The 23,515-nt window shown below is 64.2% G+C and carries 23 protein-coding genes; 13 read left to right on the plus strand and 10 right to left on the minus strand.

The features are described 5' to 3' along the window. Positions 1–39 precede the first annotated feature (39 nt). Positions 40–504, minus strand: a complete 465-nt coding sequence (locus tag GO499_RS05640; RefSeq protein WP_161861279.1) for a hypothetical protein — start codon at positions 502–504, stop codon at positions 40–42. Positions 505–700: 196 nt separating this feature from the next. On the opposite strand from GO499_RS05640, the gene pyrH reads away from it, so the two are divergent. The 12 genes from pyrH to lpxB are packed head-to-tail and all read left to right on the plus strand — an operon-like array spanning position 701 to position 12,589. After that, complete coding sequence (pyrH, locus tag GO499_RS05645; protein WP_161861280.1) at positions 701–1,465, plus strand: UMP kinase; 765 nt, start codon at positions 701–703, stop codon at positions 1,463–1,465. Positions 1,466–1,492: 27 nt separating this feature from the next. Then, positions 1,493–2,056: a ribosome recycling factor gene (frr, locus tag GO499_RS05650; RefSeq protein ID WP_161861281.1), complete on the plus strand. Its 564-nt coding sequence runs from the start codon at positions 1,493–1,495 to the stop codon at positions 2,054–2,056. Positions 2,057–2,094: 38 nt separating this feature from the next. Then, positions 2,095–2,826 (plus strand): polyprenyl diphosphate synthase, encoded by a 732-nt coding sequence (gene uppS, locus GO499_RS05655; protein ID WP_161861282.1) that lies wholly within the window; start codon positions 2,095–2,097, stop codon positions 2,824–2,826. Between the two features lie 2 nt (positions 2,827–2,828). Beyond that, positions 2,829–3,647, plus strand: coding sequence for a phosphatidate cytidylyltransferase (locus GO499_RS05660; RefSeq protein ID WP_161861283.1), 819 nt, complete (start codon positions 2,829–2,831; stop codon positions 3,645–3,647). A gap of 3 nt (positions 3,648–3,650) precedes the next feature. Continuing rightward, complete coding sequence (gene dxr / locus GO499_RS05665) at positions 3,651–4,841, plus strand: 1-deoxy-D-xylulose-5-phosphate reductoisomerase (protein WP_161861284.1); 1,191 nt, start codon at positions 3,651–3,653, stop codon at positions 4,839–4,841. A 41-nt stretch (positions 4,842–4,882) separates the two neighbouring features. Next, positions 4,883–6,232 carry an RIP metalloprotease RseP gene (gene rseP, locus GO499_RS05670; RefSeq protein WP_161861285.1) on the plus strand — a complete coding sequence of 450 codons (1,350 nt, stop codon included), beginning with the start codon at positions 4,883–4,885 and terminating at the stop codon, positions 6,230–6,232. A 47-nt stretch (positions 6,233–6,279) separates the two neighbouring features. Continuing rightward, positions 6,280–8,619 (plus strand): outer membrane protein assembly factor BamA, encoded by a 2,340-nt coding sequence (gene bamA / locus GO499_RS05675; protein ID WP_161861286.1) that lies wholly within the window; start codon positions 6,280–6,282, stop codon positions 8,617–8,619. Beyond that, entirely contained in the window at positions 8,603–9,175 is a 573-nt protein-coding gene (locus tag GO499_RS05680; protein ID WP_161861287.1) for an OmpH/Skp family outer membrane protein, read from the plus strand. Before bamA ends, GO499_RS05680 begins: the two co-directional genes overlap by 17 nt. A 22-nt stretch (positions 9,176–9,197) precedes the next feature. Next, on the plus strand, positions 9,198–9,656 hold the full coding sequence (gene fabZ / locus GO499_RS05685) for a 3-hydroxyacyl-ACP dehydratase FabZ (protein ID WP_161863848.1): 459 nt from the start codon (positions 9,198–9,200) through the stop codon (positions 9,654–9,656). Then, the gene (gene lpxA / locus GO499_RS05690; RefSeq protein ID WP_161861288.1) at positions 9,653–10,456 is read left to right on the plus strand and encodes an acyl-ACP--UDP-N-acetylglucosamine O-acyltransferase; all 804 of its coding nucleotides are present in this window, start codon (positions 9,653–9,655) and stop codon (positions 10,454–10,456) included. The genes fabZ and lpxA overlap by 4 nt, the downstream gene beginning before the upstream one ends. Then, on the plus strand, positions 10,456–11,304 hold the full coding sequence (locus GO499_RS05695; RefSeq protein WP_161861289.1) for an LpxI family protein: 849 nt from the start codon (positions 10,456–10,458) through the stop codon (positions 11,302–11,304). Before lpxA ends, GO499_RS05695 begins: the two co-directional genes overlap by 1 nt. 1 nt (position 11,305) lies before the next feature. After that, complete coding sequence (gene lpxB / locus GO499_RS05700; RefSeq protein WP_161861290.1) at positions 11,306–12,589, plus strand: lipid-A-disaccharide synthase; 1,284 nt, start codon at positions 11,306–11,308, stop codon at positions 12,587–12,589. Between the two features lie 77 nt (positions 12,590–12,666). Here lpxB and GO499_RS05705 read toward each other — a convergent pair whose 3' ends face one another. The 3 genes from GO499_RS05705 to gltX form a co-directional block, all read right to left on the minus strand. Continuing rightward, positions 12,667–13,143 carry a YbaK/EbsC family protein gene (locus tag GO499_RS05705; protein WP_161861291.1) on the minus strand — a complete coding sequence of 159 codons (477 nt, stop codon included), beginning with the start codon at positions 13,141–13,143 and terminating at the stop codon, positions 12,667–12,669. An 87-nt stretch (positions 13,144–13,230) separates the two neighbouring features. Further along, a complete protein-coding gene (locus tag GO499_RS05710; RefSeq protein WP_161861292.1) occupies positions 13,231–14,529 on the minus strand; it encodes a citrate synthase in 1,299 nt (432 codons plus the stop codon). A 92-nt stretch (positions 14,530–14,621) separates the two neighbouring features. Then, on the minus strand, positions 14,622–16,037 hold the full coding sequence (gene gltX / locus GO499_RS05715; RefSeq protein WP_161861293.1) for a glutamate--tRNA ligase: 1,416 nt from the start codon (positions 16,035–16,037) through the stop codon (positions 14,622–14,624). Positions 16,038–16,129: 92 nt separating this feature from the next. On the opposite strand from gltX, the gene GO499_RS05720 reads away from it, so the two are divergent. Next, complete coding sequence (locus tag GO499_RS05720) at positions 16,130–18,205, plus strand: ComEC/Rec2 family competence protein (protein ID WP_161861294.1); 2,076 nt, start codon at positions 16,130–16,132, stop codon at positions 18,203–18,205. Positions 18,206–18,431: 226 nt separating this feature from the next. Here the strand turns inward: GO499_RS05720 and lexA are convergent, their stop codons facing one another. The 6 genes from lexA to GO499_RS05750 form a co-directional block, all read right to left on the minus strand. Beyond that, a complete protein-coding gene (gene lexA / locus GO499_RS05725; RefSeq protein WP_161861295.1) occupies positions 18,432–19,115 on the minus strand; it encodes a transcriptional repressor LexA in 684 nt (227 codons plus the stop codon). 172 nt (positions 19,116–19,287) lie between these two features. Further along, positions 19,288–20,460, minus strand: a complete 1,173-nt coding sequence (locus tag GO499_RS05730; protein WP_161861296.1) for a molybdopterin molybdotransferase MoeA — start codon at positions 20,458–20,460, stop codon at positions 19,288–19,290. Beyond that, complete coding sequence (moaC, locus tag GO499_RS05735) at positions 20,460–20,942, minus strand: cyclic pyranopterin monophosphate synthase MoaC (protein ID WP_161861297.1); 483 nt, start codon at positions 20,940–20,942, stop codon at positions 20,460–20,462. The genes GO499_RS05730 and moaC overlap by 1 nt, the downstream gene beginning before the upstream one ends. Beyond that, the gene (trpC, locus tag GO499_RS05740) at positions 20,939–21,748 is read right to left on the minus strand and encodes an indole-3-glycerol phosphate synthase TrpC (protein WP_161861298.1); all 810 of its coding nucleotides are present in this window, start codon (positions 21,746–21,748) and stop codon (positions 20,939–20,941) included. The genes moaC and trpC overlap by 4 nt, the downstream gene beginning before the upstream one ends. Beyond that, the gene (gene trpD / locus GO499_RS05745; RefSeq protein WP_161861299.1) at positions 21,745–22,779 is read right to left on the minus strand and encodes an anthranilate phosphoribosyltransferase; all 1,035 of its coding nucleotides are present in this window, start codon (positions 22,777–22,779) and stop codon (positions 21,745–21,747) included. The genes trpC and trpD overlap by 4 nt, the downstream gene beginning before the upstream one ends. Continuing rightward, the gene (locus GO499_RS05750; RefSeq protein WP_161861300.1) at positions 22,776–23,357 is read right to left on the minus strand and encodes an anthranilate synthase component II; all 582 of its coding nucleotides are present in this window, start codon (positions 23,355–23,357) and stop codon (positions 22,776–22,778) included. The genes trpD and GO499_RS05750 overlap by 4 nt, the downstream gene beginning before the upstream one ends. Positions 23,358–23,515 lie beyond the last annotated feature (158 nt).

Below are 23,515 nucleotides of genomic sequence, written 5' to 3' on the forward strand. Positions count from 1 at the left end.
CGATGACAGGTGCCGTGGATGTTCTGGCGAAGCGGGGGCTTAGCTGCCGGCTGACCGGCGGAGAGCCGGAGGAAGATGGGAGAGCGGCACCGTGGCGGCCTGAGGACAGGCGGCGCCGGTGCAGGTGATGCCGGGGGCCGGGATTCGTAGCGGGCCGATCTTGGTTTCGACCGTGTAGGTCTGGTCGCTGAACGACAGGAGCCTGCCCGAGACTTCGAGGTTCGCACCTGTGAGATCGACGATGCCGCCGGGACGGGCGTTGACCATGACAGGGATCTCCGGCTCTGACGGGCAGGCGCTGCCTTTGCAGATAGTGCCGTCCATGGGCAGGGTGAGGGTGCCGATGACGGTCTCGATCGTGTAGCTGTCCTCGTCAGTTGCGGTCAGGCGGCCGGTGATGGAGAGGGCCTTGTCGGGGGAGACGAGGTGCACCTCGTCCCCGGCCAGAACTGCCGGGGCGGACATCAGGCCGCAAAGGCCGACAACGCAGAATACACGCAACACCAAAATACTTCACCCTCTGGAGACCGACACGCGGCCAGCCTCCTGCACACTCCGTGCCGCGAGTATAGGCGGCTGCGCCCGCCGTGCAATCACCGCAGCGCCGCAGGCGCAGAAAGTGTGCATGTGTGTGTGTTTCAACATTGATGTTGCGGCGCATATGAGACATTTTAGCGCGAATTATGAAGGAGCACCGTCAATGCCCGAGCCGAGCACAGCGCAAACCCTTGAAACTGCTCCGAAATACAAGCGTGTGCTGCTGAAGATCTCCGGCGAGGCGCTGATGGGCGACCAGGGGTTCGGGCTGCATCCGCCAACGGTGGAGCGGATTGCGCGGGAAGTGCAGAAGGTGACCGACATGGGGGTCGAGGTCTGCATGGTGATCGGCGGCGGCAACATCTTCCGCGGATTGCAGGGCAGCGCGCAGGGAATGGAGCGCACTACCGCCGATTACATGGGCATGCTGGCGACTGTGATGAACGCGCTGGCGATGCAGGGGGCGCTGGAGGCGCTGAAGATCCACACCCGTGTCATCTCCGCCATTCCGATGGATCAGGTCTGCGAGCCCTACATTCGGCGACGGGCCGTCCGCCACCTGGAGAAGGGGCGGGTTTGCATTTTCGCCGCGGGCACGGGCAACCCGTATTTCACGACCGACACGGCGGCGACGCTGCGGGCCAACGAGATGCAGTGCCAGGCGATTTTCAAAGGCACGCAGGTGCAGGGTGTTTACGACAGCGATCCGAAGAAGAACCCGGATGCTGTTTTCTTTCCGAAAATCAGCTATGACGAGGTGTTGCAGAAGAACCTGAAGGTCATGGACGCCTCTGCGATCGCGCTGGCACGCGAGAATCGTTTGCCGATCATCGTGTTCTCGCTTGACGAACCGAATGGAATGGCCGGCGTGGTGCAGGGGGCAGGGACCTTCACGGTGGTGAGCAACGAAGCCTCCGGCAAGCAATGAAACGCCCGGAGAGGTGGGGAGAGTGACATGAGTGAAGACATCGACATCGACACAGGCGCGCTGGAAAAGCGCATGGACGGGGCGCTGAATGCGCTGAAGACAGAATTTGCATCTCTGCGGACGGGGCGGGCCTCGGCCTCGATGCTCGACCCGGTGATGGTCGATGCTTACGGCTCTTCCATGCCGATCAATCAGTGCGCGACGATCAACGTGCCGGAGCCGCGGATGGTGCTGGTGAACGTCTGGGACAAAAGCCTTGTGAACGCGGTTGACAAGGCGATCCGCAATTCGGGGCTGGGCATCAACCCGCAGATGGATGGTACGATCCTGCGGCTGCCTATCCCGGAGCTGAACGAGGAACGCCGCCGTGAATTGGCCAAAGTTGCCGGTCAATATGCGGAAAATGCGCGGATTGCCGTGCGTAACGTTCGCCGGGACGGAATGGACCAGTTGAAGAAGGCCAAGGCTGACGGCATGGGCGAGGACGACCAGAAGATCTGGGAAGACGAGATCCAGTCGCTGACCGACGACCACATCAAGCGTGTGGACGATGCGCTGGAGGCGAAGCAACAGGAGATCATGCAGGTCTGAGCCCCCGGTGGGGCCGCCTGCAAGGGGGTAACAGCAATATGCCGAATACTCGTGCCCTGCACAGACGCGCCGTGCCCGAACACGTGGCGATCATCATGGATGGCAACGGCCGCTGGGCAACGCGGCGGGGCATGCCACGGCTGGCCGGCCACAAGCGCGGCGTGGAGCGGGTGCGCGAGATCGTCGAGGCGTGCCCGGGCATGGGCGTGAAGCACCTGACGCTCTTTGCCTTCTCCACCGAGAACTGGAAACGCTCCAGCGGCGAAGTCAACGGGTTGATGCGCCTGTTCCGCTGGTACATCCGCAAGGAAAGCGCGCGACTGCTGGAAGCGGGCGTGCGGATGCGGTTCATCGGCATGCGCCACCGGCTGAGCGCCGACCTGCAGGCGATGATGACGCAGATCGAGGAACTGACCGCGGAAAACACCGACCTGACGCTGACCGTGGCGATCGACTATGGCGGACGCTGCGAAATCCTGCGGGCAGCGCGGAAGATGGCCGAAGCTGCCAAGACCGGTGCGTTCGATCTCGACGACCTTTCCGAAGACAGTTTCGGGCAATTCCTCGATACCGACGGCCTGCCGGACCCGGATCTGGTGCTGCGAACCTCGGGCGAGGTGCGGATCTCGAACTATCTGCTTTGGCAGGCAGCCTATGCCGAATACGATTTTCTCGACATCTGCTGGCCCGACTTCACGGCCGAAACGCTGGCACAATGCATCGCCAGCTATGGCGAGCGGGACCGGCGTTTCGGGGCCGTTGCCGGATAAGCATGGCCGATCAGCCGAAAACACCTGAAGTCAAGTTTGCGGATCTGGGCGTGCGGTTTGCCTCCGCCGTATTCCTGATCGCTGTTGCGGTTCTGGCCTTCTGGAACGACATCGCCTTTGCCACCCTGTTCGTGAGCCTTGGCGCCGGCCTGATGCTGTGGGAGTACCGCCGCATCGTCCGGCGGGGTGTGTCGCTGACGGAGCCGGTGCTATGGATCACCATCATCTTCAGCGTGCTGGCAGTGATGATGACGGGCTATATCTCCCTGTGGGGTGCGGCGATACCGATGGCCGTGGGTGTGGCGCTGCTAGCGTGGCGCGACAGGGACAACCTGCGCTGGATGGGGCCGGGGTTCGTATACATCACGCTGGCGCTGTGCGTGCTGGTGGATATGCGGCGGACGGAGGAGACGGGGCTGCTGACGGTACTGTGGATGATCCTCGTGGTCGTGGCGGCCGATGTCGGTGGCTATTTTGCCGGGCGCACCTTCGGCGGGCCGAAGCTGTGGCCGAAGGTCAGCCCGAAGAAGACATGGTCCGGTGCGATTGGCGGGCTGGTGCTGGCGCTGTGTGTCGGACTGGTGTTCTGGGTCGGCGGCTGGGGGGCAAATCTGGCGATTATCCTGCCGCTTTCCGTGGCGGTGGCGGTGGCCAGCCAAGCGGGTGATCTGCTGGAGAGCTCGATAAAGCGGCACTTCGGAGTGAAGGATTCGAGCGCGCTGATCCCCGGCCATGGTGGACTGCTGGACCGGTTCGACGGGCTGCTGGGCGGGCTGCTGATGTTCGGGCTGGTGGAGCGGCTCGGCCTGTTGACAGGGTAGGCGATGCGCAGGGTTTCGATCTTCGGTTCGACCGGCTCCATCGGTCAGAACACGGTGGACCTGTTGCAGCGGCAGGGTGGCGCCGACGTCTATGACGTGGTGGCCCTGACCGGCGCAGGCAATATCAAACTGCTGGCGGAGCAGGCACGGGCGTTGCGGGCCGAGGTGGCGGTAACCGCTTTGCCCGAACGGCTGGACGATCTGCGGGCGGCGCTGTCCGGCAGTGGCATCGCAGCGGCGGCAGGACCGGAGGCGCTGTGCGAGGCGGCGGCACGGCCCTGTGACTGGGCCATGAGCGCCATCGTCGGTGCGGCGGGGCTGGAGCCGGGGCTGATCGCGGCACGGCATGGCGGGGTGCTGGCGCTGGCCAACAAGGAGAGCCTCGTCTGCGCCGGGGCGCTGGTGGAAGAGACGTGCGCTGCGCATGGCACCCGGCTGCTGCCGGTGGACAGCGAGCACAGCGCGATTTTCCAGGCATTGCAGGGCGAAAACCGGGCTGCCGTGGAGCGGATATTGCTGACGGCCTCCGGCGGACCGTTCCGGAACCTGACGCGCGAGGAAATGCGGTACGTGACGCCGAAACAGGCAATGGCGCACCCGAACTGGGAGATGGGTGCGCGGATTTCCATCGACAGTGCAAGCATGTTCAACAAGGCGCTGGAACTGATTGAAACGCATGTTCTTTTCGACGTTGATCCGGAGCAGATTGAGGTGGTGGTGCATCCGCAATCCATTATCCATTCGATGGTCGGCTTCCGCGACGGCTCCATCATGGCGCAGCTTGGGCCTTCGGACATGCGGGGCGCCATCGGCTATGCGCTGAATTTTCCGGAACGGGCGCCGTTGCCCGTGGAGCGGCTTGATTTCGCCACAATATCGAGATTGGAATTTGTGGCCGAGGATCGGGCACGGTTCCCGGCCCTGCGGTTGGCGCGCGAGGTGATGGCTGCCGGAGGATTGACCGGCGCGGTATTCAACGCGGCCAAGGAGACAGCGCTGGATGCCTTTCTGGAGCACAGAATAGGATTTCTTGATATGAGCGATCTGGTAACCGATGTACTGGATGCTCTGGGGGCCGAAGCGGCGGCGACGGCGGCTGGTTACGGCCTCGCCGAGGTGATGGAATTCGACGCCGCGGCGCGGCGGATCGCCATGCGGCGGGTGAACGGGATGGCGGCGACGGCCGAGATGTGATTTGCAGGCAGGGCCGGTAAAGGCGAGCGAGGACAGAACCTATGGAATTGATTTCTCAGATACCGGTGATCGGCGGTTTTCTCGGCACGCTGATTTCTTTCGTCGCGGCGCTATCGATCGTGGTGTTCGTCCACGAGTACGGACATTACATCGTCGGTCGGTGGTGCGGTATCCACGCGGTGCGGTTCAGTGTCGGTTTCGGACCGGTGATCGCCAAGCGGACGGACAAGCGGGGGACGATCTGGCAGGTGGCGGCACTTCCGCTGGGCGGGATGGTGCAATTCCTCGGCGATGCCGACGGTGCCAGCACGCCGGACCACGCGGCGGTGCGAGAGATGAGCGCGGCAGAGAAGCGGCGGGCGTTTCCGACGGCCGCTGTCTGGCGGCGGGCGCTGGCGGTGGCGGCGGGACCGTTTGCCAACTTCATCTTTTCAGCCTTTGTCTTCATGTGCCTTGCCATGTGGATCGGTCAGGCTTCGGATCGGCCGGTGTTCGGTGAGATACAGGACGTGCCGGGGCTGGACATTCCGGTGCAACCTGGCGACGAGTTGCTGACCGTCAACGGCGAGGCAGTGACGGAATTGCAGGATTTCTGGACACTTACCGAGAATGTCGCCGGGCCGGTGGCGCTGACGGTGCGCCGGGATGGCGAGGTGGTGGAGTTGCAGGCGCCGCATCCGAGCGTGACGCTGGTGGGACGGGTGCTGCCCTACAGTGCGGCGCGCCGGGCCGGGCTGGAGGAAGGCGATTACATCGACACGGTGGATGGACGGAAAATGCACAGTTTCCGCGACCTGCTGGAAGTGGTCGATGGCTCCGATGGCCGCAGCCTGGCGCTGGAGGTGCTGCGCGACGGTACGCGGATGGACGTGACGCTGCAGCCGCAGGAATCGCCGGTGGAACTGGAAGACGGCGGCTACGAGATGCGCTACCGCATCGGCGTTGCCAGTGCCGGACTCTACCAGCATGAACGGGTGGACGTGGGGTTGTTTCAGGCGGCGCGGCTGGGCGTGGCCGAAGTCTGGAACGTGATCTACATGTCGTTCAGCGGCATCTACCACATGGTGTCGGGCGCGCTGTCGCCGACGCTGATCCAGGGACCGATCGGGATTGCGCAGATGTCCGGCGAGACGGCGAGCCACGGATTGCTGGATTTCATCAAGTTCGTCGCCGTGATCTCCACCGCAATCGGCATGATCAACCTGTTCCCTGTACCGGTGCTGGATGGCGGCCATCTGGTGATGTTTGCCTACGAAGCGGTGCGCGGCAAGGCACCATCCGAGAAGTTCATGGGGTGGATCATGCCCACGGGGCTTGCTTTGGTCTTGTTGCTTATGCTTTTTGCAACGTATAACGACATCGTGAGACTGGCGGCCGATTTCACATCCTGATCCGATACCGGCCGAGCCAGCAGAAAAAGAACGTTGGGGACGGCGGTATGAGTGAGAGCAGGGGTGAGGTATTGCGGCTGGTGATTCCCCGGATACTAGGTCTAGTTTGTCTTGGCCTGATTGCGATGGTCACGCTGGCGGGCGATGCAGTGGCGCAAAGCGCCCGGTTCAGCCGGATCGACGTGGTCGGCAACCAGCGGATCGAGGCTGACACGATCCGGGTGTTTGCGGGGGTCGAACCGGGCGAGACCGTCTCTCCTGCCGATATCAACGAGGGTGTGCAGCGGCTGTTCGACACCGGGCTGTTCGAGGACGTGGTGATCGCACCGCGTTCCGGCGTTCTGGTTATCACCGTTGTCGAGAACCCGACGATCAACATCATCAATTTCGAGGGCAACCGGCAGCTCGATGACGACACGCTGCGGGCGATCATTTCCCTGCAACCGCGGCGGGCCTACAGCCGTGCGGGCGCGGAGGCGGACGCGCAGGCGATTATCGATGCCTACGCGCAGTCCGGCCGGTTTGCGGCTTCCGTCACGCCGAAACTGATCCGGCTCGACGAGAACCGCGTCAACCTCGTCTACGAGATTTTCGAGGGCCGGGTGACGGAGGTCCAGCGCATCTCGTTCGTCGGCAACAACGTCTATTCGGACAGGCGGCTGCGCCGTGTGGTGGAGACGGGGCAGGCGGGTATCCTGAGCTTCATCTTCTCCAACGACACCTACGATCAGGACCGGCTGGAGCTGGACAAGCAGTTGCTGCGCGAATTCTACCTGAACCGGGGCTACATTGATTTCGAAGTGCGCTCGGCGACGGCGGAGCTTTCGCGGGAGCGCAACGGATTTTTCATCAACTTCACGGTTTCCGAGGGCGAGCAGTACAGCTACGGCGACACCTTCGTGACAACGCAAGCGCCGGGGCTGGACCCGGCCGAGTTCGAGCAACTGGTGAAGCTGCGGTCCGGAAGCACCTATTCCGCCAAGGAAGTCGAGACCACGATCGAGCGGCTTGCGTTCCTTGCGGGCCAAAAGGGCTTTGCCTTTGTGGAAGTGGCGCCGCGGATCACGCGGAACGAAGCCACACGGACGGTCGATATCGAATTCGAGCTGCTGGAAGGCCCGAGGGTGTTCATCGAGCGGATCGACGTGCGCGGAAATACGCAGACGGTGGACCGGGTGGTGCGCCGCCAGTTTCGCGTGGTCGAGGGCGATGCCTTCAACCGCCGGGAAGTACAGCGGGCCGAGAACCGCATTCGGGCGCTGCGGTTCTTCGACAAGGTTGAAACGACAGTGCGCGAGGGCTCCGGCCCGGATCGGGCAGTGGTGGTCGTGGATGTGGAAGAGGCGCCGACCGGCAGCCTGAGCTTCGGTGCGACCTTTGCGCAGGAAGAGGGCGTCGCCGGGACGATCTCCCTTACGGAGCGCAACTTCCTCGGCCGCGGGCAGGCGATTTCCATCGACCTGGCGCGGGGGGAGGACATCAACACCATATCCTTCAGCTTCAACGAGCCGGCGCTGTTCGATCAGGACCTTTCCGTCGGTTTCCGCACCTACTACCGCGAGAACACGTTCGACGAGAGTTCGGTAAATACGCGCAATGTTGGCTTCGTGCCGCAGATCAGCTTCCCGCTGACCGAGGATAGCCGGCTGGCGTTGCGGGCCCGGATTTCGCTGGACGAGATCACGGGTGGCGATACCGACGATACCTCGCCGATCCTGCTGCGGGAGGAGGGCGATGAACTGACGACCTCCATCGGCTTCGTCTACACGCTCGACAAGCGTAACAGCCCGATTGACCCGACCGCCGGATTCATCTTCCGGCTGGAACAGGACATCGCCGGGCTGGCGGATACCAGTTATTCCAAGACAGTGGCGAGTGCGCAGGTCTATACCAGCCTGTTCGACGAGGAAGTTGTGCTGTCGGCGGAAGCCGAGGGCGGGGTGCTGGTGGGCTTTGACGATGAATCCCGCCTCTCCGACAGGTTCGTGCTGGGTGGTGATGATTTCCGCGGCTTCGCCCGTGGCGGTCTTGGCCCGCGGGACCGGTGCACCGGCTGCGGCTCTGCCGGCGGTGACATCGACGACGCACTTGGCGGCAACATGTTCGCGGTGGCGCGGCTGGAAGCCAGTTTCCCGATCGGTTTCCCGGAAGAGTACGGCATCTATGGCGGGTTGTTCGCCGATGTCGGGACTGTCTGGGGCCTGTACGACCGTGACGGCGTTTCCGGCACCATCGACGATGGCGCCAAGCTGCGTAGCTCCATCGGTGCGAGCATCTTCTGGGATAGCGCTTTGGGGCCGCTTCGCTTCAACTACGCTGTGCCCATCAACTCCGAGGACGGAGACGAATTCGAGCGCTTCCGCCTGACGATTGATACGCGCTTCTGATCTCCGGGCAGGGCTGACGGCCCTGCTGGTTGCCCTTGCCGGCCCGGCAGCGGCGCAGGACGAGCCGCCGCCCGCGTTTCTGGTGATCGAGCAGGAACGTCTGCTGACTGACAGTGCCGCCGGTCAGGCGGTGCTGGCCGAGGAGGAAGCAGACCGCAACGCGCTGCTGGAAGAGGGCCGGGCGCTGGATGCGCAGTTTGAAGCCGAGGAACAGGCGCTGACGGAACAGCGCGCGACGATGGATGCCGCCGCATTCCGCGAGCTGGCCGATGCTTTTGACGAAAAGGTGGTGGCGACGCGGCGCGATCAGGAGCAGAAGGCGGCCAACCTGAACCGACGGGCCGAGGAGCGGCGGCGGGAGTTCCTGCAACAGGTGCAGCCGATCCTGCTGGAGGTGCTGGAAGCCTCCGGCGCGACAGCAGTGGTGGACCGCCGGCTGGTGCTGATTTTCAAACAGGAATTGAATATCACCTCCGAGGTGATTAGACGACTGGACGAGACACTGGATGCGGTGCCGGATGGAGAGATCCCAGTTCCGGACGAGACTGAGAATTGAGGCTGGCATGAGTTTTACGGCACTGGACGACACGCTTGATCACGTGGACATTCTGGAGATCAAACGGCTGATACCGCACCGGTATCCGTTCCTGATGATCGAGCGGGTGATCAACATCAGGCACAGCGACAGTGCCGTGGGCATCAAGAATGTGAGCGTCAACGAGCCGCATTTCGAGGGCCATTTCCCGGCGCGTCCGGTAATGCCCGGGGTTCTGATCGTGGAGGCGATGGCTCAGACGGCGAGCGTGGTGGTGGTCAAATCGCTGGATATGGCCGACCATGACCTGCTGGTCTATTTCATGAGCCTTGAGAAGACCAAGTTCCGTCGGGTGGTGGAACCTGGCGACCAGTTGGAGCTGCATGTGCAGGTGGTGAAGAACCGCGGCAAGGTGTGGAAGTTCTGGGGCGAGGCCAAGGTCGAGGGGCAGGTTGCCGCCGAGGCCGAGTTTACAGCGATGATTCAGGACCCCCCGAAATGAGTGTGAACGCCACCGCCACGGTACATGCCACGGCAGTGGTGGAACCGGGATGCACGATCGGGCCCGGATGTATCGTCGGGCCCTATTGCGTGCTGGGGCCGGACGTGGTGCTGGCCGACAATGTTGAACTCAAGAGCCATGTTGCCGTCGCCGGGATCACACGGATCGGGGCGGGCACCGTGGTTTATCCCTTTGCCTCGCTCGGGCATGCGCCGCAGGATCTGAAATACCGTGGTGAGCGGACCGAACTGGTGATCGGGGCCAATAACCGAATTCGCGAATACGTGACGATGAACCCCGGCACCGAGGGCGGTGGCGGCATCACCAAGGTCGGCGACGACTGCCTGTTCATGGGCTCCGTCCATGTCGGCCATGACTGCCATGTTGGCAACAACGTTATCATCGCCAATTCCGTGGCATTGGCCGGGCATGTGATCGTGGAGGACAATGTCGTCATTGGCGGGCTTTCGGGGGTTCAGCAATTCTGCCGGATCGGCCGGGGGGCGATGATCGGCGGCATGTCGGGGATCGTTGGCGACGTCATTCCATATGGCACGACGACGGGCGAGCGGGCGCATCTTGCCGGATTGAACTTCATTGGCCTGAAGCGACGCAACACCGACCGTGGCGAGATGAACGAACTGCGCACGGCGTTCGGCAGCGAGGTGTTCGAGGGCGAGGGGCCCTTCGCGGAACGGGTGGAGCGGGCGCTGGCCGCGCATCCAGAGAACCCGTTCCTTCAGGAAATTTCGGCGTTCGTGACCGCCGAGGGGGCGAAACGGTTTACCGTACCTGAGTGATGGCGGACAAAGTGGACGGATTGGCGATTGTGGCCGGCAGCGGTGTGCTGCCGCGCATGCTGGCAGAGGACTGCAAACGCTCCGGTCGGGCGTATGCGGTGATCAAGTTCGAGGGGATTGCCCTCGACTGGGTGACGGGACACCCGGTTATCCCGGCGGTGTTCGAGAAGCCGGGGCGGCTGTTCAAGGATATTGCGCGGGCGGGCCTGAAGCAGGTTACATTTGCCGGCGGCATGTCGCGACCGAAGATCAGCCCGTTGCGCTTCGACCTGACAGGCATCCGGCTGGCGCCGAAACTGTTCAAGGCGCTGAAGGGCGGCGATGATGCGGCCCTGCGGATCGTGACGGAGATTTTCGAGGCCGAGGGGCTGAGCATCGTTGCGGCACATGAGTTGCTGGAGAGCCTGCTGGTGCCCGAAGGTGTGCTGACCAAAGGCCAACCCAGCGATGCCGACAAGGCGGATGCTGCACGGGCGGCGGCCATCGTCGAGGCAATCGGCGCCGTCGATGTCGGGCAGGGCGCAGTGGTGGCACAGGGTATCTGCCTGGGACTGGAAAGTATTCAGGGCACCGACGCGATGCTGGCGCATGTGGCGGCGACGGGCGGGCCATTTCGGCCTGACGCGCAGGGCGCGAAGGGCGTGCTGCTGAAGGCGCCCAAGCCTGGGCAGGACTGGCGCACTGACCTGCCTGCCATCGGCCCGGACACGTTGCGCAATGCTCATTCGGCCGGGCTGGCAGGCGTGGTGATCGAGGCCGGTGGCGTTCTGGTGCTGGGGCGGGAGGAAGTCGTGGCGCAGGCGAACGCTCTGGAGATGTTCCTCTGGTCCCGACCGCGCGGAACCTGAGATGCGTGTCTTCGTCATCGCGGGTGAGCCTTCCGGAGATGCGCTGGGGGCGGCCCTGCTGGCGGGATTAAAGACGGAGGAGTCGGGGACGCTGGAACTGGCGGGTGTCGGCGGGCCGCTGATGCGGGCCGAAGGCCTGGCGAGCCTGTTCCCGATGGACCAGTTGAGCGTTATGGGCGTGGCGGAGGTCTTGCCACGCCTGCCGGGCCTGCTGCGCCGGATCCGCGAGACGGCGGACGCGGTAGTGGCGTGGAAGCCGGATGTGCTGATCACCATCGACAGCCCGGATTTCTGTCTGCGGGTGGCGCGCAAGGCGCGGGCGCTGGATCGTGACCTGAAGGTGGTGCATTACGTGGCGCCGTCCGTCTGGGCCTGGCGGCCCGGTCGGGCAAAGAAGATGGCCGCTGTCGTCGATCACGTGCTGGCTTTGCTGCCGTTCGAGCCTCCCTACATGGAGGCTGCGGGGATGAGCTGCGACTTCGTCGGCCATCCGGTGACGCAACTGGAAGTGCCGAGCGCCGCCGATGTAGCGGCATTCCGCGAGGTGAACGCCATTGGTGCCGCCCGCTGCCTGACGGTGCTTCCCGGTTCCCGCGCGGGGGAAGTCGGCCGGGTAGGGCCGGTATTGCGCGACGTGGCGGCGGCGCTGGTGGCGGAGAACGAAGGGTTGCGGGTGATCGTGCCAACGGTCGGTCCGCGGCTGGACGCGGTGCGGGAGCTGTTCGCAGAGGTGCCGGGCGCGTTGGTGCTGGGACCGGATATCGGCGAGGCGGGGAAACTCGCGGCTTTCGCGGCCTCCGGACTGGCGCTGGCTGCTTCCGGGACGGTGACGCTGGAGGTCGCGGCGGCGGGCGCGCCGATGATCGTCGCCTATGATCTGAACGGGCTTAGCCGGATGATTGCGCGGCGTTTCGTGAAGCTGCCGAGTGCGACGCTGGTCAACCTGCTGGATCGCTACGAGGCGCTGGAACTGGCTGGAGGCTTTCGCGGATTCATGCCGGGCAATCCGCCGGCCTGGGATGAAATGCAGGACGCACGGCTGCGGGATCAGCCTATCCCTGAATTCGTGCTGGAGCGCTGTACGGTGGAGCGGATCCTGCCGGAGGCGCGGCGCTATCTATCGGAGCCAGGGGTCGGCTTTGCCCAGATCGAGGCGAGTGGGCGGGCGATGGAGCTTCTCGGGCGCGGCGGAGATGCGCCGGGGACGAGGGCGGCACGGTCTGTTATCACGTTCATGGGGCGGCGTGAGGCGGCTGGGCAAACGCGGCTTGGGCCCGCGCCGTGAGACGGTCGGATTACGTGCCTTGCTCCAGACGAAGTTCGGCTTTGGCGTTCCTAGGATGCATGCGAAATTGAGCCTGGCTACTTCGGGACTGTAAAGTCGGCGAGCACTGCACCTGTTTTCTCCTTCAGCACAGCCGGCACGATCTCGAAGATGTGGTGCGGGGTGCCGGCGGCGGCCCAGACCGTCGGGTATGTCAGGATGTCGGGGTCGAGAAAGGTGCGCGGCGGTGTGAGGTGGCCGAGGGGGCTGACACCGCCGATGGCGAAGCCGGTGACGCGACGGATGCTGGCTGCATCTGCCTTTTCGAGAGCATGACCGGCGGTTTGCGCGGCTTTGTTCAAGTCCACCATGTTGTTGCCCGCGGTCAGGAACAGGATGTGCTCATCGCTATTCGGGTTGCGGAGAATGATGGATTTGACGATCTGGCCGGGCGTGGTGCCGGCGGCGGCCGCGGCGGCATCTGCCGTCAGCGTACCCTCGTCCAGACGCAGCGGCTCGAGGGAGAGGCCCTTCGCCTCGGCGTCAGCAAGGACACGTTTGAGGGATTTGCTCATGGGAAAGTGTGCCGGGTGTGGAGAGTGGTGGGTTGAACCCCACCGTGCGGGGCCGCACGTAAAAGTGCGCGGCCCCGGGGTTTGCGATCAGCGATCCTCGACGTTGATGTAATCGCGATGAGCGGCGCCGGTGTAGAGCTGGCGTGGGCGGCCGATGCGCGATGTCGGATCCGCGATCATTTCCTTCCACTGGGAGATCCAGCCTGCCGTCCGCGCCAGCGCGAAGATCGGCGTGAACATCGAGGTAGGGAAGCCCATGGCGTCAAGGATGATGCCGGAATAGAAATCGACGTTCGGATAGAGTTTCTTGGAGACGAAATAGTCGTCCTTGAGGGCAATCGCCTCCAGCTCCTTGGCGACCTGCAGCGTCGGGTTGTTCTCGATCCCGAGCAGACCCAGCACCTCGTCGGCGCTTTCCTTCATCACCTTGGCACGCGGGTCGAAGTTCTTGTAGACGCGGTGACCAAAGCCCATCAGGCGGAAGGGGTCGTCCTTGTCCTTCGCGCGGGCGATGTATTCGGGGATGCGGTCCACGCTGCCGATTTCCCGCAGCATTTCGAGGCAGGCCTGGTTGGCACCACCGTGGGCGGGGCCCCAGAGGCAGGCAACGCCGGCGGCGATGCACGCAAACGGATTGGCCTGCGAGGAGCCAGCGAGACGTACGGTGGAGGTGGAGGCATTCTGCTCATGATCCGCGTGGAGCGTGAAGATACGGTCCATCGCGCGGGTGAGGATCGGGTCGACCTCATACTCCTCCGACGGGACGGCAAAGCACATGTGCAGGAAGTTCGACGAATAATCGAGATCGTTGCGCGGATAGATGAAGGGCTGGCCGATGGCGTATTTGTAGGCCCAGGCGACGATCGTCGGCATCTTGGCGATCAGGCGGATGGTAGCGACTTCGCGCTGCCACGGATCGTAGATATCGGTGCTGTCGTGGTAGAAGGCCGACATCGCGCCGACGACGCCGCAAACAACGGCCATCGGGTGCGCATCGCGGCGGAATCCGCGGAAAAAGTTGACCATCTGCTCGTGCAGCATGGTGTGACGGGTGACGCGGCCCTCGAAATCCTCAAGCTGCTCCGCGCTGGGAAGTTCGCCGTAGATCAACAGGTAGCAAACTTCGAGGAAGTGGGATTTTTCGGCCAGCTGGTCGATGGGGTAGCCGCGGTAAAGCAGCTCGCCCTTGTCGCCGTCAATGTAGGTGATGGCGCTCTCGCAGGAGGCGGTGGAGGTGAAACCCGGGTCGTAGGTGAAGATGTCGCTGGTGGCGTAAAGCTTGCCGATGTCGATGACGTCCGGCCCCAGTGTCGGGCTTTTCATCGGGAACTCGTATGAATTGCCGTCGAAACTGATTGTGCCGGTGCGTTCCACGTCTTTTGCCATGTTGGGCCCTCTCTGCGGCGGCCGGAAAGGCCGCGAATTGGGAAGGCCGCCGGGGCCTTCGGAATGTTGGGCCCGTTTGCCGGGCCTTTTCGTCAGTGCGGGACTGCTTCGCCGGTGGCGGCATCCTCCAGCCGTGCGAGGCTCTCTTCCTGTCCGAGTATCTCCATCATATCGAATACGGAGGGAGATATGGTGCGGCCGGTCAGCGCGGCGCGCATTGGTTGAGCGACCTTGCCGAGCTTGAGTTCCTCCTCGTCCGCGAAGTGCTTAACCGCCTCCTGGATATTCTCTGCTGTCCAATCTACATTTTGCAAGCGCGAAGTCAATTGTTTCAGCATACCACGGGATACCGTATCGAGTTGCCTGGCGGCTTTCTCATCCGGTTCGAACGGGCGTGATCCTAGAATAAAGTGCGCCATTTCAAGCAATTCCGGGATAGTCTTCGCCCTATCGCGCAGCCCGGGCGCTGCTGCACGCAGTGCCATAACCTGCGACGTTGTAAAGCCCGGACCGTTTTGCGCCGCAACAAATTTGCTCAGTTCAGACAGGATTTCCTCCGCTTCCATACTGCGGATGTGTTGCCCGGAAATGCTTTCCAGTTTCTTAAAGTCAAATCTTGCCGGAGATTTGCCAATCGTGTCGAGCGTGAACCAGTCGATCGCCTGCTCCGTCGTAAAAAATTCATCGTCGCCGTGGCTCCAGCCGAGACGTGCAAGGTAGTTGCGCATCGCCGCCGCCGGGTAACCCATGTCGCGGTAGGCCTCGACACCAAGGGCGCCATGGCGTTTCGACAGCTTGGCGCCATCCGGACCATGGATCAGCGGAATGTGGGCGAAGACAGGCAGATCCCAGCCGTTGGCTTTGTAGATCAGCGACTGGCGGGCCGCATTCGTCAGGTGATCATCGCCGCGGATCACGTGGGTTACGCCCATATCATGATCATCGACGACAACGGCTAGCATGTAGGTGGGTGAGCCGTCAGACCGCAGCAGGATAAGATCATCGAGCGTTTCGTTCTTCCAGGTGACGCTGCCCTGCACCGCATCTTCAACCGCCGTCTCTCCGGTTTGCGGGGCCTTGAGCCTGACGACGTAGGGCAGGTCGGTTTCCTCGACGCTGTTGCGCCACGGTGAACGGAACAGCGGCGGCCTGCCGGCGGCTTTCGCGGCCTCGCGATAGGTGTCGATCTCTTCCTTGGTGGCGTAGCATTTATAAGCTGTGCCGTTGGCCAACATCTGATGGGCGACTTCCGTGTGGCGTGGCGCCCGTTCAGCCTGGCTGACAGGTTCATCGTCCCAGTCAAGGCCGAGCCAGCGCAGGCCGGCATAGATCGCCTCGGTCGCCTCGGGCGTGGAACGGGCCTTGTCGGTATCTTCGATCCGCAGCAGGAACTTGCCCTGGTGATGGCGGGCAAAGAGCCAGTTGAAGAGGGCCGTGCGGGCGCCGCCGATATGCAGGTAGCCTGTGGGCGAGGGGGCGAAGCGGGTGACGACGGGGGTGGCGCTCATGCGGGGAGACCTCTCGTTTGCCCTGCGGGGGCGTTAACTTGTTGGCAACCATGATGCCGGTAGCCTTTGGCGCGAGTTTTAGGCGAAGTGGCATGGGAAGAACAAGGGCGCGGCTGGCTGCGGCGCTGCGCGATCTCGCCGAAGCGCAGCGGGGCACTGGATTTTTGTGGTCGCCGGTGGCGCTGGGAACGGGCATCGTCGTGTATTTCTCGCTGCTGGAGGAACCGGGAGCGGGTGTGCTGGCCTGTCTTTGCGGGATATCGGCAGCCTGCTGCTGGCTGGCGCGGCGGTGGCATTTCACGCCCATCATGCTGATGGGGCTGGTGGCGGCAGGCGTTGTACTGGCGGCCTTGCAGACGGAGCGCGTGCGGGCGCCGGTGCTGGCGGGCGATTATCGCGGACCGGTAACGGGGCGGTTGATCGGGCTTGACCGCTCTGCCGCCAACCATGTGCGGGTGACGCTGGACCGTGTGGTGCTGCCCGGCCGGACGGAGGTGCCGGAGCGGGTGCGCGTCTCGCTGGCGGGCTTCATTGCGCCGGGAGCGCTGGAACCGGGGGCGACAATCATGATGCAGGCATGGATCGCGCCGCCGAATGCGCCGGTTGAGCCGGGCGGATTCGATTTTCGCCGCCATGCGTGGTTTCAGAAGATCGGCGCGGTCGGCTATACCCGCGATCCGGTGATGGTGGCCGAACCGCCGGGGCGCCAGGGACCGGCATTGAAGATATTCGCGCTGCGGATGACGATGGCGGACTGGTTGCGGCTGCGGATGGACGCGGAAGCGGGGCCGTTCGCCGCTGCGATTCTGACCGGCGACCGCTCCGCCATCGACCCGTCGCAGATGCAGGACCTGCGGGTTTCCAACCTGGCGCATTTGCTGGCGATCTCGGGGCTGCATATGGGTTTGCTGACCGGGTTCGTCTTTGCTGTCGTACGGCTGGCGCTGGCGTTGCCGCCTGGATTGGCGCTGTGGCTGCCGGCGAAGAAACTGGCTGCGGCCGCGGCGCTGGCCTTCGGATTGTTCTACTTGGCGCTGTCGGGCGCGAGTGTGGCGACCCAGCGGGCGTTTGTCATGGCGGCGGTGGCGCTGTTGGCGGTGCTTCTGGACCGGCCGGTGCTGACCCTGCGGGCAGTGGCGATTGCGGCGCTGATCGTGCTGTTGCTCGACCCGGTGAGCATTACGGGACCGGGATTTCAGATGTCGTTCGCGGCGACGACGGCGCTGGTGGCCGCTTTCGCGGCGCTGCGGCCGACGCGTGCGTGGCAGGCGCTTGGGCGCGGGCGGTTGCGGTATCTGAAGTGGTTCGTGGTGCTGGCGATCACGTCTTTCGTTGCCGGAGCGGCGACGGCGCCCTTTTCCGCGTATCATTTCAACGCACTGGGGAAATACGGCTATTTAGCCAACCTTACGGCCGTGCCGGCCATGGGCCTGCTGGTGGTTCCATCGGCAATGGCGGCGCTGCTGCTGGCGCCGATCGGGCTGGCGGAGGTGCCGTTGGCGGTGATGAGTGCGGGCATCCACCACATCCTGCGGGTCGCCCATTGGGCGGCAACGCGGGAAGATGCGCTGTTGCACATTGCCACCGGGCCGTCATCCGTTTTGCCCCTGATTACGCTGGGCGCGCTGATGCTGTTTCTGTTGCGGGGACGGATGCGGCTGGCCGGACTGGGGCCGGCGGTGCTGGCGCTGTTGGTGTGGCAAAGCCCGGAACGGCCACTGCTGCTGGTGGCGGAAAACGGGCGGATGATGGGGCTGCTGATGCGGGAGGGGCGGGTGCTGAGCGCGGGACGCGGCAACGGGTTCGCCGCCGGGATCTGGCTGGAAAACGACGGCAGCGGCGCCGATCCGGCGGCGGCGTTCGCGCGTGAAGGTTTGCGGCGGGATGACGACGGCAACATCCTGGGCGATTTGCCGGGAGTGGGAGCTGTGCTCTGGACCGGCCGCGAAACCGTGGCGGGATGCGGGAAGGCGATGGTGATCGTGGGGCCGAAACTCTCGGGTTCGGACGCTGGGGGATGCTTGCTGGTCGGAAAGGAGGCGCTGGCGGCAGGCGGCGCGCATGCGTTGGTGATGCGCGGCGGCGAGCTGAAACTGGAGACGGTCGCCGACCGCAGCGGCGTGCGCCCGTGGACTGTCGGAAGGATCGGCGGCGGCCGCAAGCCGTGAGCGGAGTTTCTGCCCCGTAAATTTTGAACGGCGGGCGAAGCTGTCGCGAAGTGCGGGAAGCGCCCACCGTACCGTGATTATCAGCACCGGTGTGGCAAGGCGGCTACCTCCGGACACCGGCGGGTGCCTCTCCGGGCATATGGCCGCGAAGCCGAGAGTGGCGGACGCCAGGGAGCGCCGGCTTGCACAGTGACCGGGGTTTTGCGGGTCGGGTCCGCTGCCGCACTCAGTAGGAGCGGATCAGGCCGACGAGTTTGCCTTGCACATCCACCTGATCGGCGCCGTAGAGGCGGGTCTCGTAGGCCGGGTTGGCAGCCTCCAGCGCGATGGCGCTGCCACGGCGGCGCAGGCGCTTGAGTGTCGCCTCCTGCCCGTCGACGAGAGCGACAACGATATCACCGTTGTTGGCGGTGTTCTGTTCGCGGATGACGACGATGTCGCCGTTGTTGATGCCCGCGTTGATCATCGAGTCGCCCTTCACTTCCAGAGCGAAGTGACGGGCCTGGCCGGAAACCATGTCCGACGGGATCGAGACATGGCGGGCGACCTGCTCTATGGCGGCAATCGGTGTGCCGGCGGCGATCTGGCCCATGACCGCGAGGGTCACGACCTCTCCACCCATCGGGAAATCGGGTTCCGCGTCAGTGTTGCGGGCCGGCTTCCGGTGAAGCTGCGTGACATTGCCGCCGTCAATCGCATCTGGCAGTTTCACGATTTCGAGGGCGCGGGCCCGGTGCGGCAGGCGGCGGATGAATCCGCGTTCCTCCAGTGCCGTGATCAGCCTGTGGATCCCGGACTTGGAGCGCAGGTCCAGCGCCTCCTTCATCTCGTCGAACGATGGCGGCACACCGTCACGCTGCACCCGTTTGTGGATGAATTCCAGAAGATCCATCTGTTTTTTCGTCAACATGTCCGGCCCCGTTCCTTGTCTGCTCGAAAGACGTATCGTCAGGCTTTTGGTTTCAGTCGTCGTGCCAATGCGGCCCTTTGCGCGGACCTTTCAGCAACAATTCTCGTTTCGTTCTTTTCGGTTCTAGAAGTGTTCCTGTTTTGTGTCAAGAAATTCCGTGTCTTGGCCGCGATCAGAGCGCGAGGCACCGGATGTCCTGGCCAGCGGGGGCCGCCTTCGCGTGAGGAGGGCGGATGGCGAGGGTATCTGACGCGTGGAGGACGGAGAGAAGCGAACTGTCCTGGCAATCGAACACCGTGACGGAGCCGTCAGGTTCGCGGCGGGCGCGCATATAGTGCTCTCGCGGGCCGTTGGCGGGCAATGCATGGGCAAGCGGCGCGGTGAAGGCGCGGTCGGGCGCCGGCAGGCCGAGGAAGGCGTGAATTGCCGGTTCGATGAACAATGTGCCGCAGACCATCGCCGACACCGGATTGCCTGGCAGACCAAGCATCGGGGTGCCGCCGAGGCGGCCGGCCATCAGCGGTTTGCCGGGACGCATGGCGATCTTGTAGAAGCTGAGATCGAGGCCTTCATCGGCGGCGGTGGATTGCACGAGGTCGTGGTCGCCGACCGATGCACCGCCGAGGGTGATGATCAGGTCAGCGTCGCGCGCAGAGGCGAAGGCCGCGCGGAGGCTGTCGGGAGTGTCGCGGGCTATCGGTAGCAGGCGCGGCTGGCCACCGGCGCGGGCGATTAGGGCCGCGAGGCCGAAATTGTTGGAACTGACAATCTGATCCGGGCCGGGGACTTCTCCCGGCATAACAAGTTCGTCGCCGGTGGGGATCAGGGCGATGACCGGGCGACGGCGCACCGTGAGCTTCGGGCAGTTCATGGCGGCAGCGAGCGCGATGTCGCGCGGTGAGAGGCGGCGGGGCGAGGGAATCTCGGCGCCGGTGAAGAAGTCGCCGCCGGCCGGGCGGATATGGGCACCGGGGCGGGCGGCCTCACGCACCGTGATCCTGTCGCCGCTGCGGTCGGCATCTTCCTGGATGAGGATCGTGTCGGCACTGTCGGGCACCGGTGCGCCGGTGAAGATGCGGACGGCCTCGCCCATTCCGACCTTGCCGGTAAAGGCGCGGCCGGCGGCAGCCTCACCGATTACCCGCAGGTTGGCTCCGGCCGGCGCCTCGTCGGCGCGGAGGGCGTAGCCATCCATGGCTGAGGCGGCAAAGGGTGGTTGGGTGCGGGTGGCGACAATCGGGGCGGCGAGGGCGCGGGTGTCGGCTGCGTCCAGCGGTACGTCTTCGGTGCCGGTCGGCGAAATCAGGGCGAGCACCTGCGCCAGAGCCTCGGCAACGGGGATCATCACCCGGCCTCGTAGCGGCCGGATTTGCCGCCATCCTTGAAGGTGAGACGGATATCCCCGATGCACATTGCGCGATCTACGGCCTTGAGCATGTCATAGACAGTCAGCGCGGCGGTGGAGACGGCGGTCAGCGCCTCCATTTCCACGCCGGTCTGGCCGGTGGTGCGGACCGTGGCGGTGATCTCGACGCGGGGCGGTTCTGACTCCGTTGTGAGATCCAGCGTCACCTTCGACAGCGCCAACGGATGACACAATGGGATGAGATCGGCGGTTTTCTTGGCGCCCATGATGCCGGCTAGTCGGGCTACAGCGAGGACGTCGCCCTTGCGGGCGCGACCATCCTGCACCATCGCCAGCGTTTCCGGCTCCATCGATACGGTGCCGCGCGCGGTGGCGGTGCGCGTTGTCACGGCCTTGTCGGAGACATCGACCATGTGGGCCGCGCCGGCTTCGTCAAAATGGGTGAGGCGACGTTCGCTCATGGTGCCGGCGGCCGGTAGGGGTTGGCCAGTAGGGCGCGGGTGGCCTCGGTGACATTGTCCTGCCGCATCAGCGACTCGCCGATGAGGAAGCTGCGGACGCCATACTGGGCGAGTTCGGAAAGATCGTCCGGCGTGGAAAGACCGGACTCGGAGACGATGATCTTCCCCTCCGGAACATCGCGGATCAGTTGCTTGGTCGTTTCGATACTGGTTTCGAACGTGCGCAGATTGCGGTTGTTGATGCCGAACAGCCGGGCCTTCAGCTTGCAGGCGCGTTCAAGTTCGGGCAGGTCGTGCACCTCGACCAGCACATCCATGTCCCAGTCGGCGGCGGCGGCCTCCAGCTCCGTCGCCTGTTCGTCGGTGACCGTGGCCATGATGATCAGGATGCAATCGGCCCCAAGGGCCCGCGCCTCTGCGACCTGGTAGGGATCGTAGAGGAAATCCTTGCGCAGCACCGGCAGATCGACGGCGGCGCGGGCCTCGGTCAGGTATTCATCCTTTCCCTGAAAGCTGGGGCCGTCTGTGAGGACGGACAGACAGGCTGCGCCGGCCTCGGCATAGGCTTCGGCGAGGGCAGGTGGGTCGAACGCCTCGCGGATCAACCCCTTGGACGGGCTGGCCTTCTTGATTTCCGCAATGAGGCCGTAGCCCTCGACGCTGGCCGAGAGCAGGCGGTCGGCGAAATCACGGGTGGCGGGCGCATCCTTTGCGTCGGCCTCGACTTCCGCGAGGGGGCGTTCGGCCTTGCGGGCGGCAATTTCTTCGAGCTTGTAGGCTTTGATCTTCTCAAGAATGTCGGTCATGTGTCCTTCGGACCCAATCTCTGGGTCAGTTCGGCGAGGGCTTTCACCTTCGCGGCGGCCTTGCCGCTGTCGATGCTCTCGCGAGCCTGTTCGACGGCGGAAGGCAGGTTGGCCGCCGAACCGGCAATGACAAGTGCGGCGGCGGCGTTGTAGACCACGGCATCGCGGTAGGGCGAGGCCTGGCCTTCGAGAAGGGCGCGGAGGGCGATGGCGTTCTCGGCCGGTGTACCGCCGAGCAAAGCCTCGAACGGATAGGTGGGCAGGCCCGCTTCCTCCGGATGGATTTCGCGTTCGGTGACCCTGCCGTCATCGAGTTCGGCGATGTGCGAGATGCCACAGATAGAGAGTTCGTCGGTGCCGTCGCCGCCATGGACGAGCCAGGCGCGATCCGACCCGAGGGCGGCGAGCGTCTCGGCCATCGGGCGCAGGAGATCGCGGGAATAAGCGCCGGTAAGCTGGCAGCGGACGCCGGCGGGATTGGTAAGCGGTCCCAGAATGTTGAACAGGGTGCGGGTGCCGAGCTCAGAACGGGCGGGCATGATGTGGCGCATTGCCGGGTGGTGCATCGGTGCCATCATGAAGGCGATGCCGACCTGTTCCAGCCCGGCTTCGACCACATCGGGACCAACCATGACGTTGAGCCCCAGTTCCGTCAGGGCATCGGCGGCGCCGGATTTCGACGAAAGGTTGCGGTTGCCATGCTTGGCCACGGTTACCCCGGCACCGGCAACGACGAAGGCCGTGGCGGTGGAGATGTTCAGCGTGCCCTTGCCGTCGCCGCCCGTGCCGACGATGTCCATCGCACCGGCCGGGGCCCTGACCCTACGGCACTTGGCGCGCATGACGGCGGCTGCGGCGGCGATCTCGTCGACCGTCTCACCGCGCACGCGCAGGGCCATGAGGAAGCCGCCCATCTGCGCCGGGGTCGCATTGCCCTCCATCAGGATGTCGAAGGCGGTTTCCGCCTCGGACCGGGAAAGCGGGCGATCGGCGGCGGCGGCGATGAGGGTCTTGAAATCGGGCGTGCTCATGCCGGCACTTTGGCGAGGTCGAGAAAGTTCTGCAACATGGCGTGGCCATGTTCGGATCGGATGCTTTCCGGGTGGAACTGGATACCGTGTATTGGCAGGGTGCTGTGGCTGAGGCCCATGATGGTGCCGTCCTCGAGTTCGGCGGTGACGGTCAACGCATCCGGCAGCGTTTCCCGCTCCACGACAAGGCTGTGGTAACGGGTTGCAGAGAGCGGTGAGGGCAGGCCGCGGAACAGGGTTTCGCCCTTGTGGTGCATGGTACCGGCCTTGCCGTGAACGATCTCCGAGTGGCGTTTGACGGTGCCACCGAAGACCTGCCCGATCGTCTGGTGGCCGAGGCAGACGCCGAGAAGCGGAATGCGGGTTTCGGCGGCAGCCTCGGTGAGGGCGAGGCAGATCCCTGCCTCGTTCGGGGTGCAGGGACCGGGGGACAGGACGATGGCCGAAGGGTTGAGGCCCATGGCGTCCTGAACGGTCAGGGCATCATTGCGATGCACGTCCACTTCTGCCCCCAAATCGCCCAAATAATGCACAAGGTTGTAGGTGAAGCTGTCGTAATTGTCGATCAGGAGCAGCATGGGAAGCCTTCCGCATTGTTACCGATGGGGACGCCTTTCGGACTGGCGAAGCCCGGCGGATCGACGCTATACATGCGGCGTGTCGCTTGGAAGGGTCAAGCGAAACCGGCAAAAAAACGCGGTGCTTCCGGTGTGAAGTACCTAATTGTTGAGGAGTA

Source organism: Algicella marina (assembly GCF_009931615.1).
GTDB classification, from domain to species: domain Bacteria; phylum Pseudomonadota; class Alphaproteobacteria; order Rhodobacterales; family Rhodobacteraceae; genus Algicella; species Algicella marina.

What these genes read in the sequence shown, in the direction of transcription:
- bamA (WP_161861286.1), top strand. Translation starts at nt 6,280, where the DNA reads ATGAGTGAGAGCAGGGGTGAGGTATTGCGGCTGGTGATTCCCCGGATA.
- GO499_RS05710 (WP_161861292.1), bottom strand. Translation starts at nt 14,529, where the DNA reads ATGGCAAAAGACGTGGAACGCACCGGCACAATCAGTTTCGACGGCAAT.
- GO499_RS05695 (WP_161861289.1), top strand. Translation starts at nt 10,456, where the DNA reads ATGGCGGACAAAGTGGACGGATTGGCGATTGTGGCCGGCAGCGGTGTG.
- trpC (WP_161861298.1), bottom strand. Translation starts at nt 21,748, where the DNA reads ATGACCGACATTCTTGAGAAGATCAAAGCCTACAAGCTCGAAGAAATT.
- frr (WP_161861281.1), top strand. Translation starts at nt 1,493, where the DNA reads ATGAGTGAAGACATCGACATCGACACAGGCGCGCTGGAAAAGCGCATG.
- dxr (WP_161861284.1), top strand. Translation starts at nt 3,651, where the DNA reads ATGCGCAGGGTTTCGATCTTCGGTTCGACCGGCTCCATCGGTCAGAAC.
- gltX (WP_161861293.1), bottom strand. Translation starts at nt 16,037, where the DNA reads ATGAGCGCCACCCCCGTCGTCACCCGCTTCGCCCCCTCGCCCACAGGC.
- lpxB (WP_161861290.1), top strand. Translation starts at nt 11,306, where the DNA reads ATGCGTGTCTTCGTCATCGCGGGTGAGCCTTCCGGAGATGCGCTGGGG.
- lpxA (WP_161861288.1), top strand. Translation starts at nt 9,653, where the DNA reads ATGAGTGTGAACGCCACCGCCACGGTACATGCCACGGCAGTGGTGGAA.
- moaC (WP_161861297.1), bottom strand. Translation starts at nt 20,942, where the DNA reads ATGAGCGAACGTCGCCTCACCCATTTTGACGAAGCCGGCGCGGCCCAC.
- uppS (WP_161861282.1), top strand. Translation starts at nt 2,095, where the DNA reads ATGCCGAATACTCGTGCCCTGCACAGACGCGCCGTGCCCGAACACGTG.
- GO499_RS05705 (WP_161861291.1), bottom strand. Translation starts at nt 13,143, where the DNA reads ATGAGCAAATCCCTCAAACGTGTCCTTGCTGACGCCGAGGCGAAGGGC.
- GO499_RS05750 (WP_161861300.1), bottom strand. Translation starts at nt 23,357, where the DNA reads ATGCTGCTCCTGATCGACAATTACGACAGCTTCACCTACAACCTTGTG.
- trpD (WP_161861299.1), bottom strand. Translation starts at nt 22,779, where the DNA reads ATGAGCACGCCCGATTTCAAGACCCTCATCGCCGCCGCCGCCGATCGC.
- rseP (WP_161861285.1), top strand. Translation starts at nt 4,883, where the DNA reads ATGGAATTGATTTCTCAGATACCGGTGATCGGCGGTTTTCTCGGCACG.
- GO499_RS05660 (WP_161861283.1), top strand. Translation starts at nt 2,829, where the DNA reads ATGGCCGATCAGCCGAAAACACCTGAAGTCAAGTTTGCGGATCTGGGC.
- pyrH (WP_161861280.1), top strand. Translation starts at nt 701, where the DNA reads ATGCCCGAGCCGAGCACAGCGCAAACCCTTGAAACTGCTCCGAAATAC.
- GO499_RS05720 (WP_161861294.1), top strand. Translation starts at nt 16,130, where the DNA reads ATGGGAAGAACAAGGGCGCGGCTGGCTGCGGCGCTGCGCGATCTCGCC.
- lexA (WP_161861295.1), bottom strand. Translation starts at nt 19,115, where the DNA reads ATGTTGACGAAAAAACAGATGGATCTTCTGGAATTCATCCACAAACGG.
- GO499_RS05730 (WP_161861296.1), bottom strand. Translation starts at nt 20,460, where the DNA reads ATGATCCCCGTTGCCGAGGCTCTGGCGCAGGTGCTCGCCCTGATTTCG.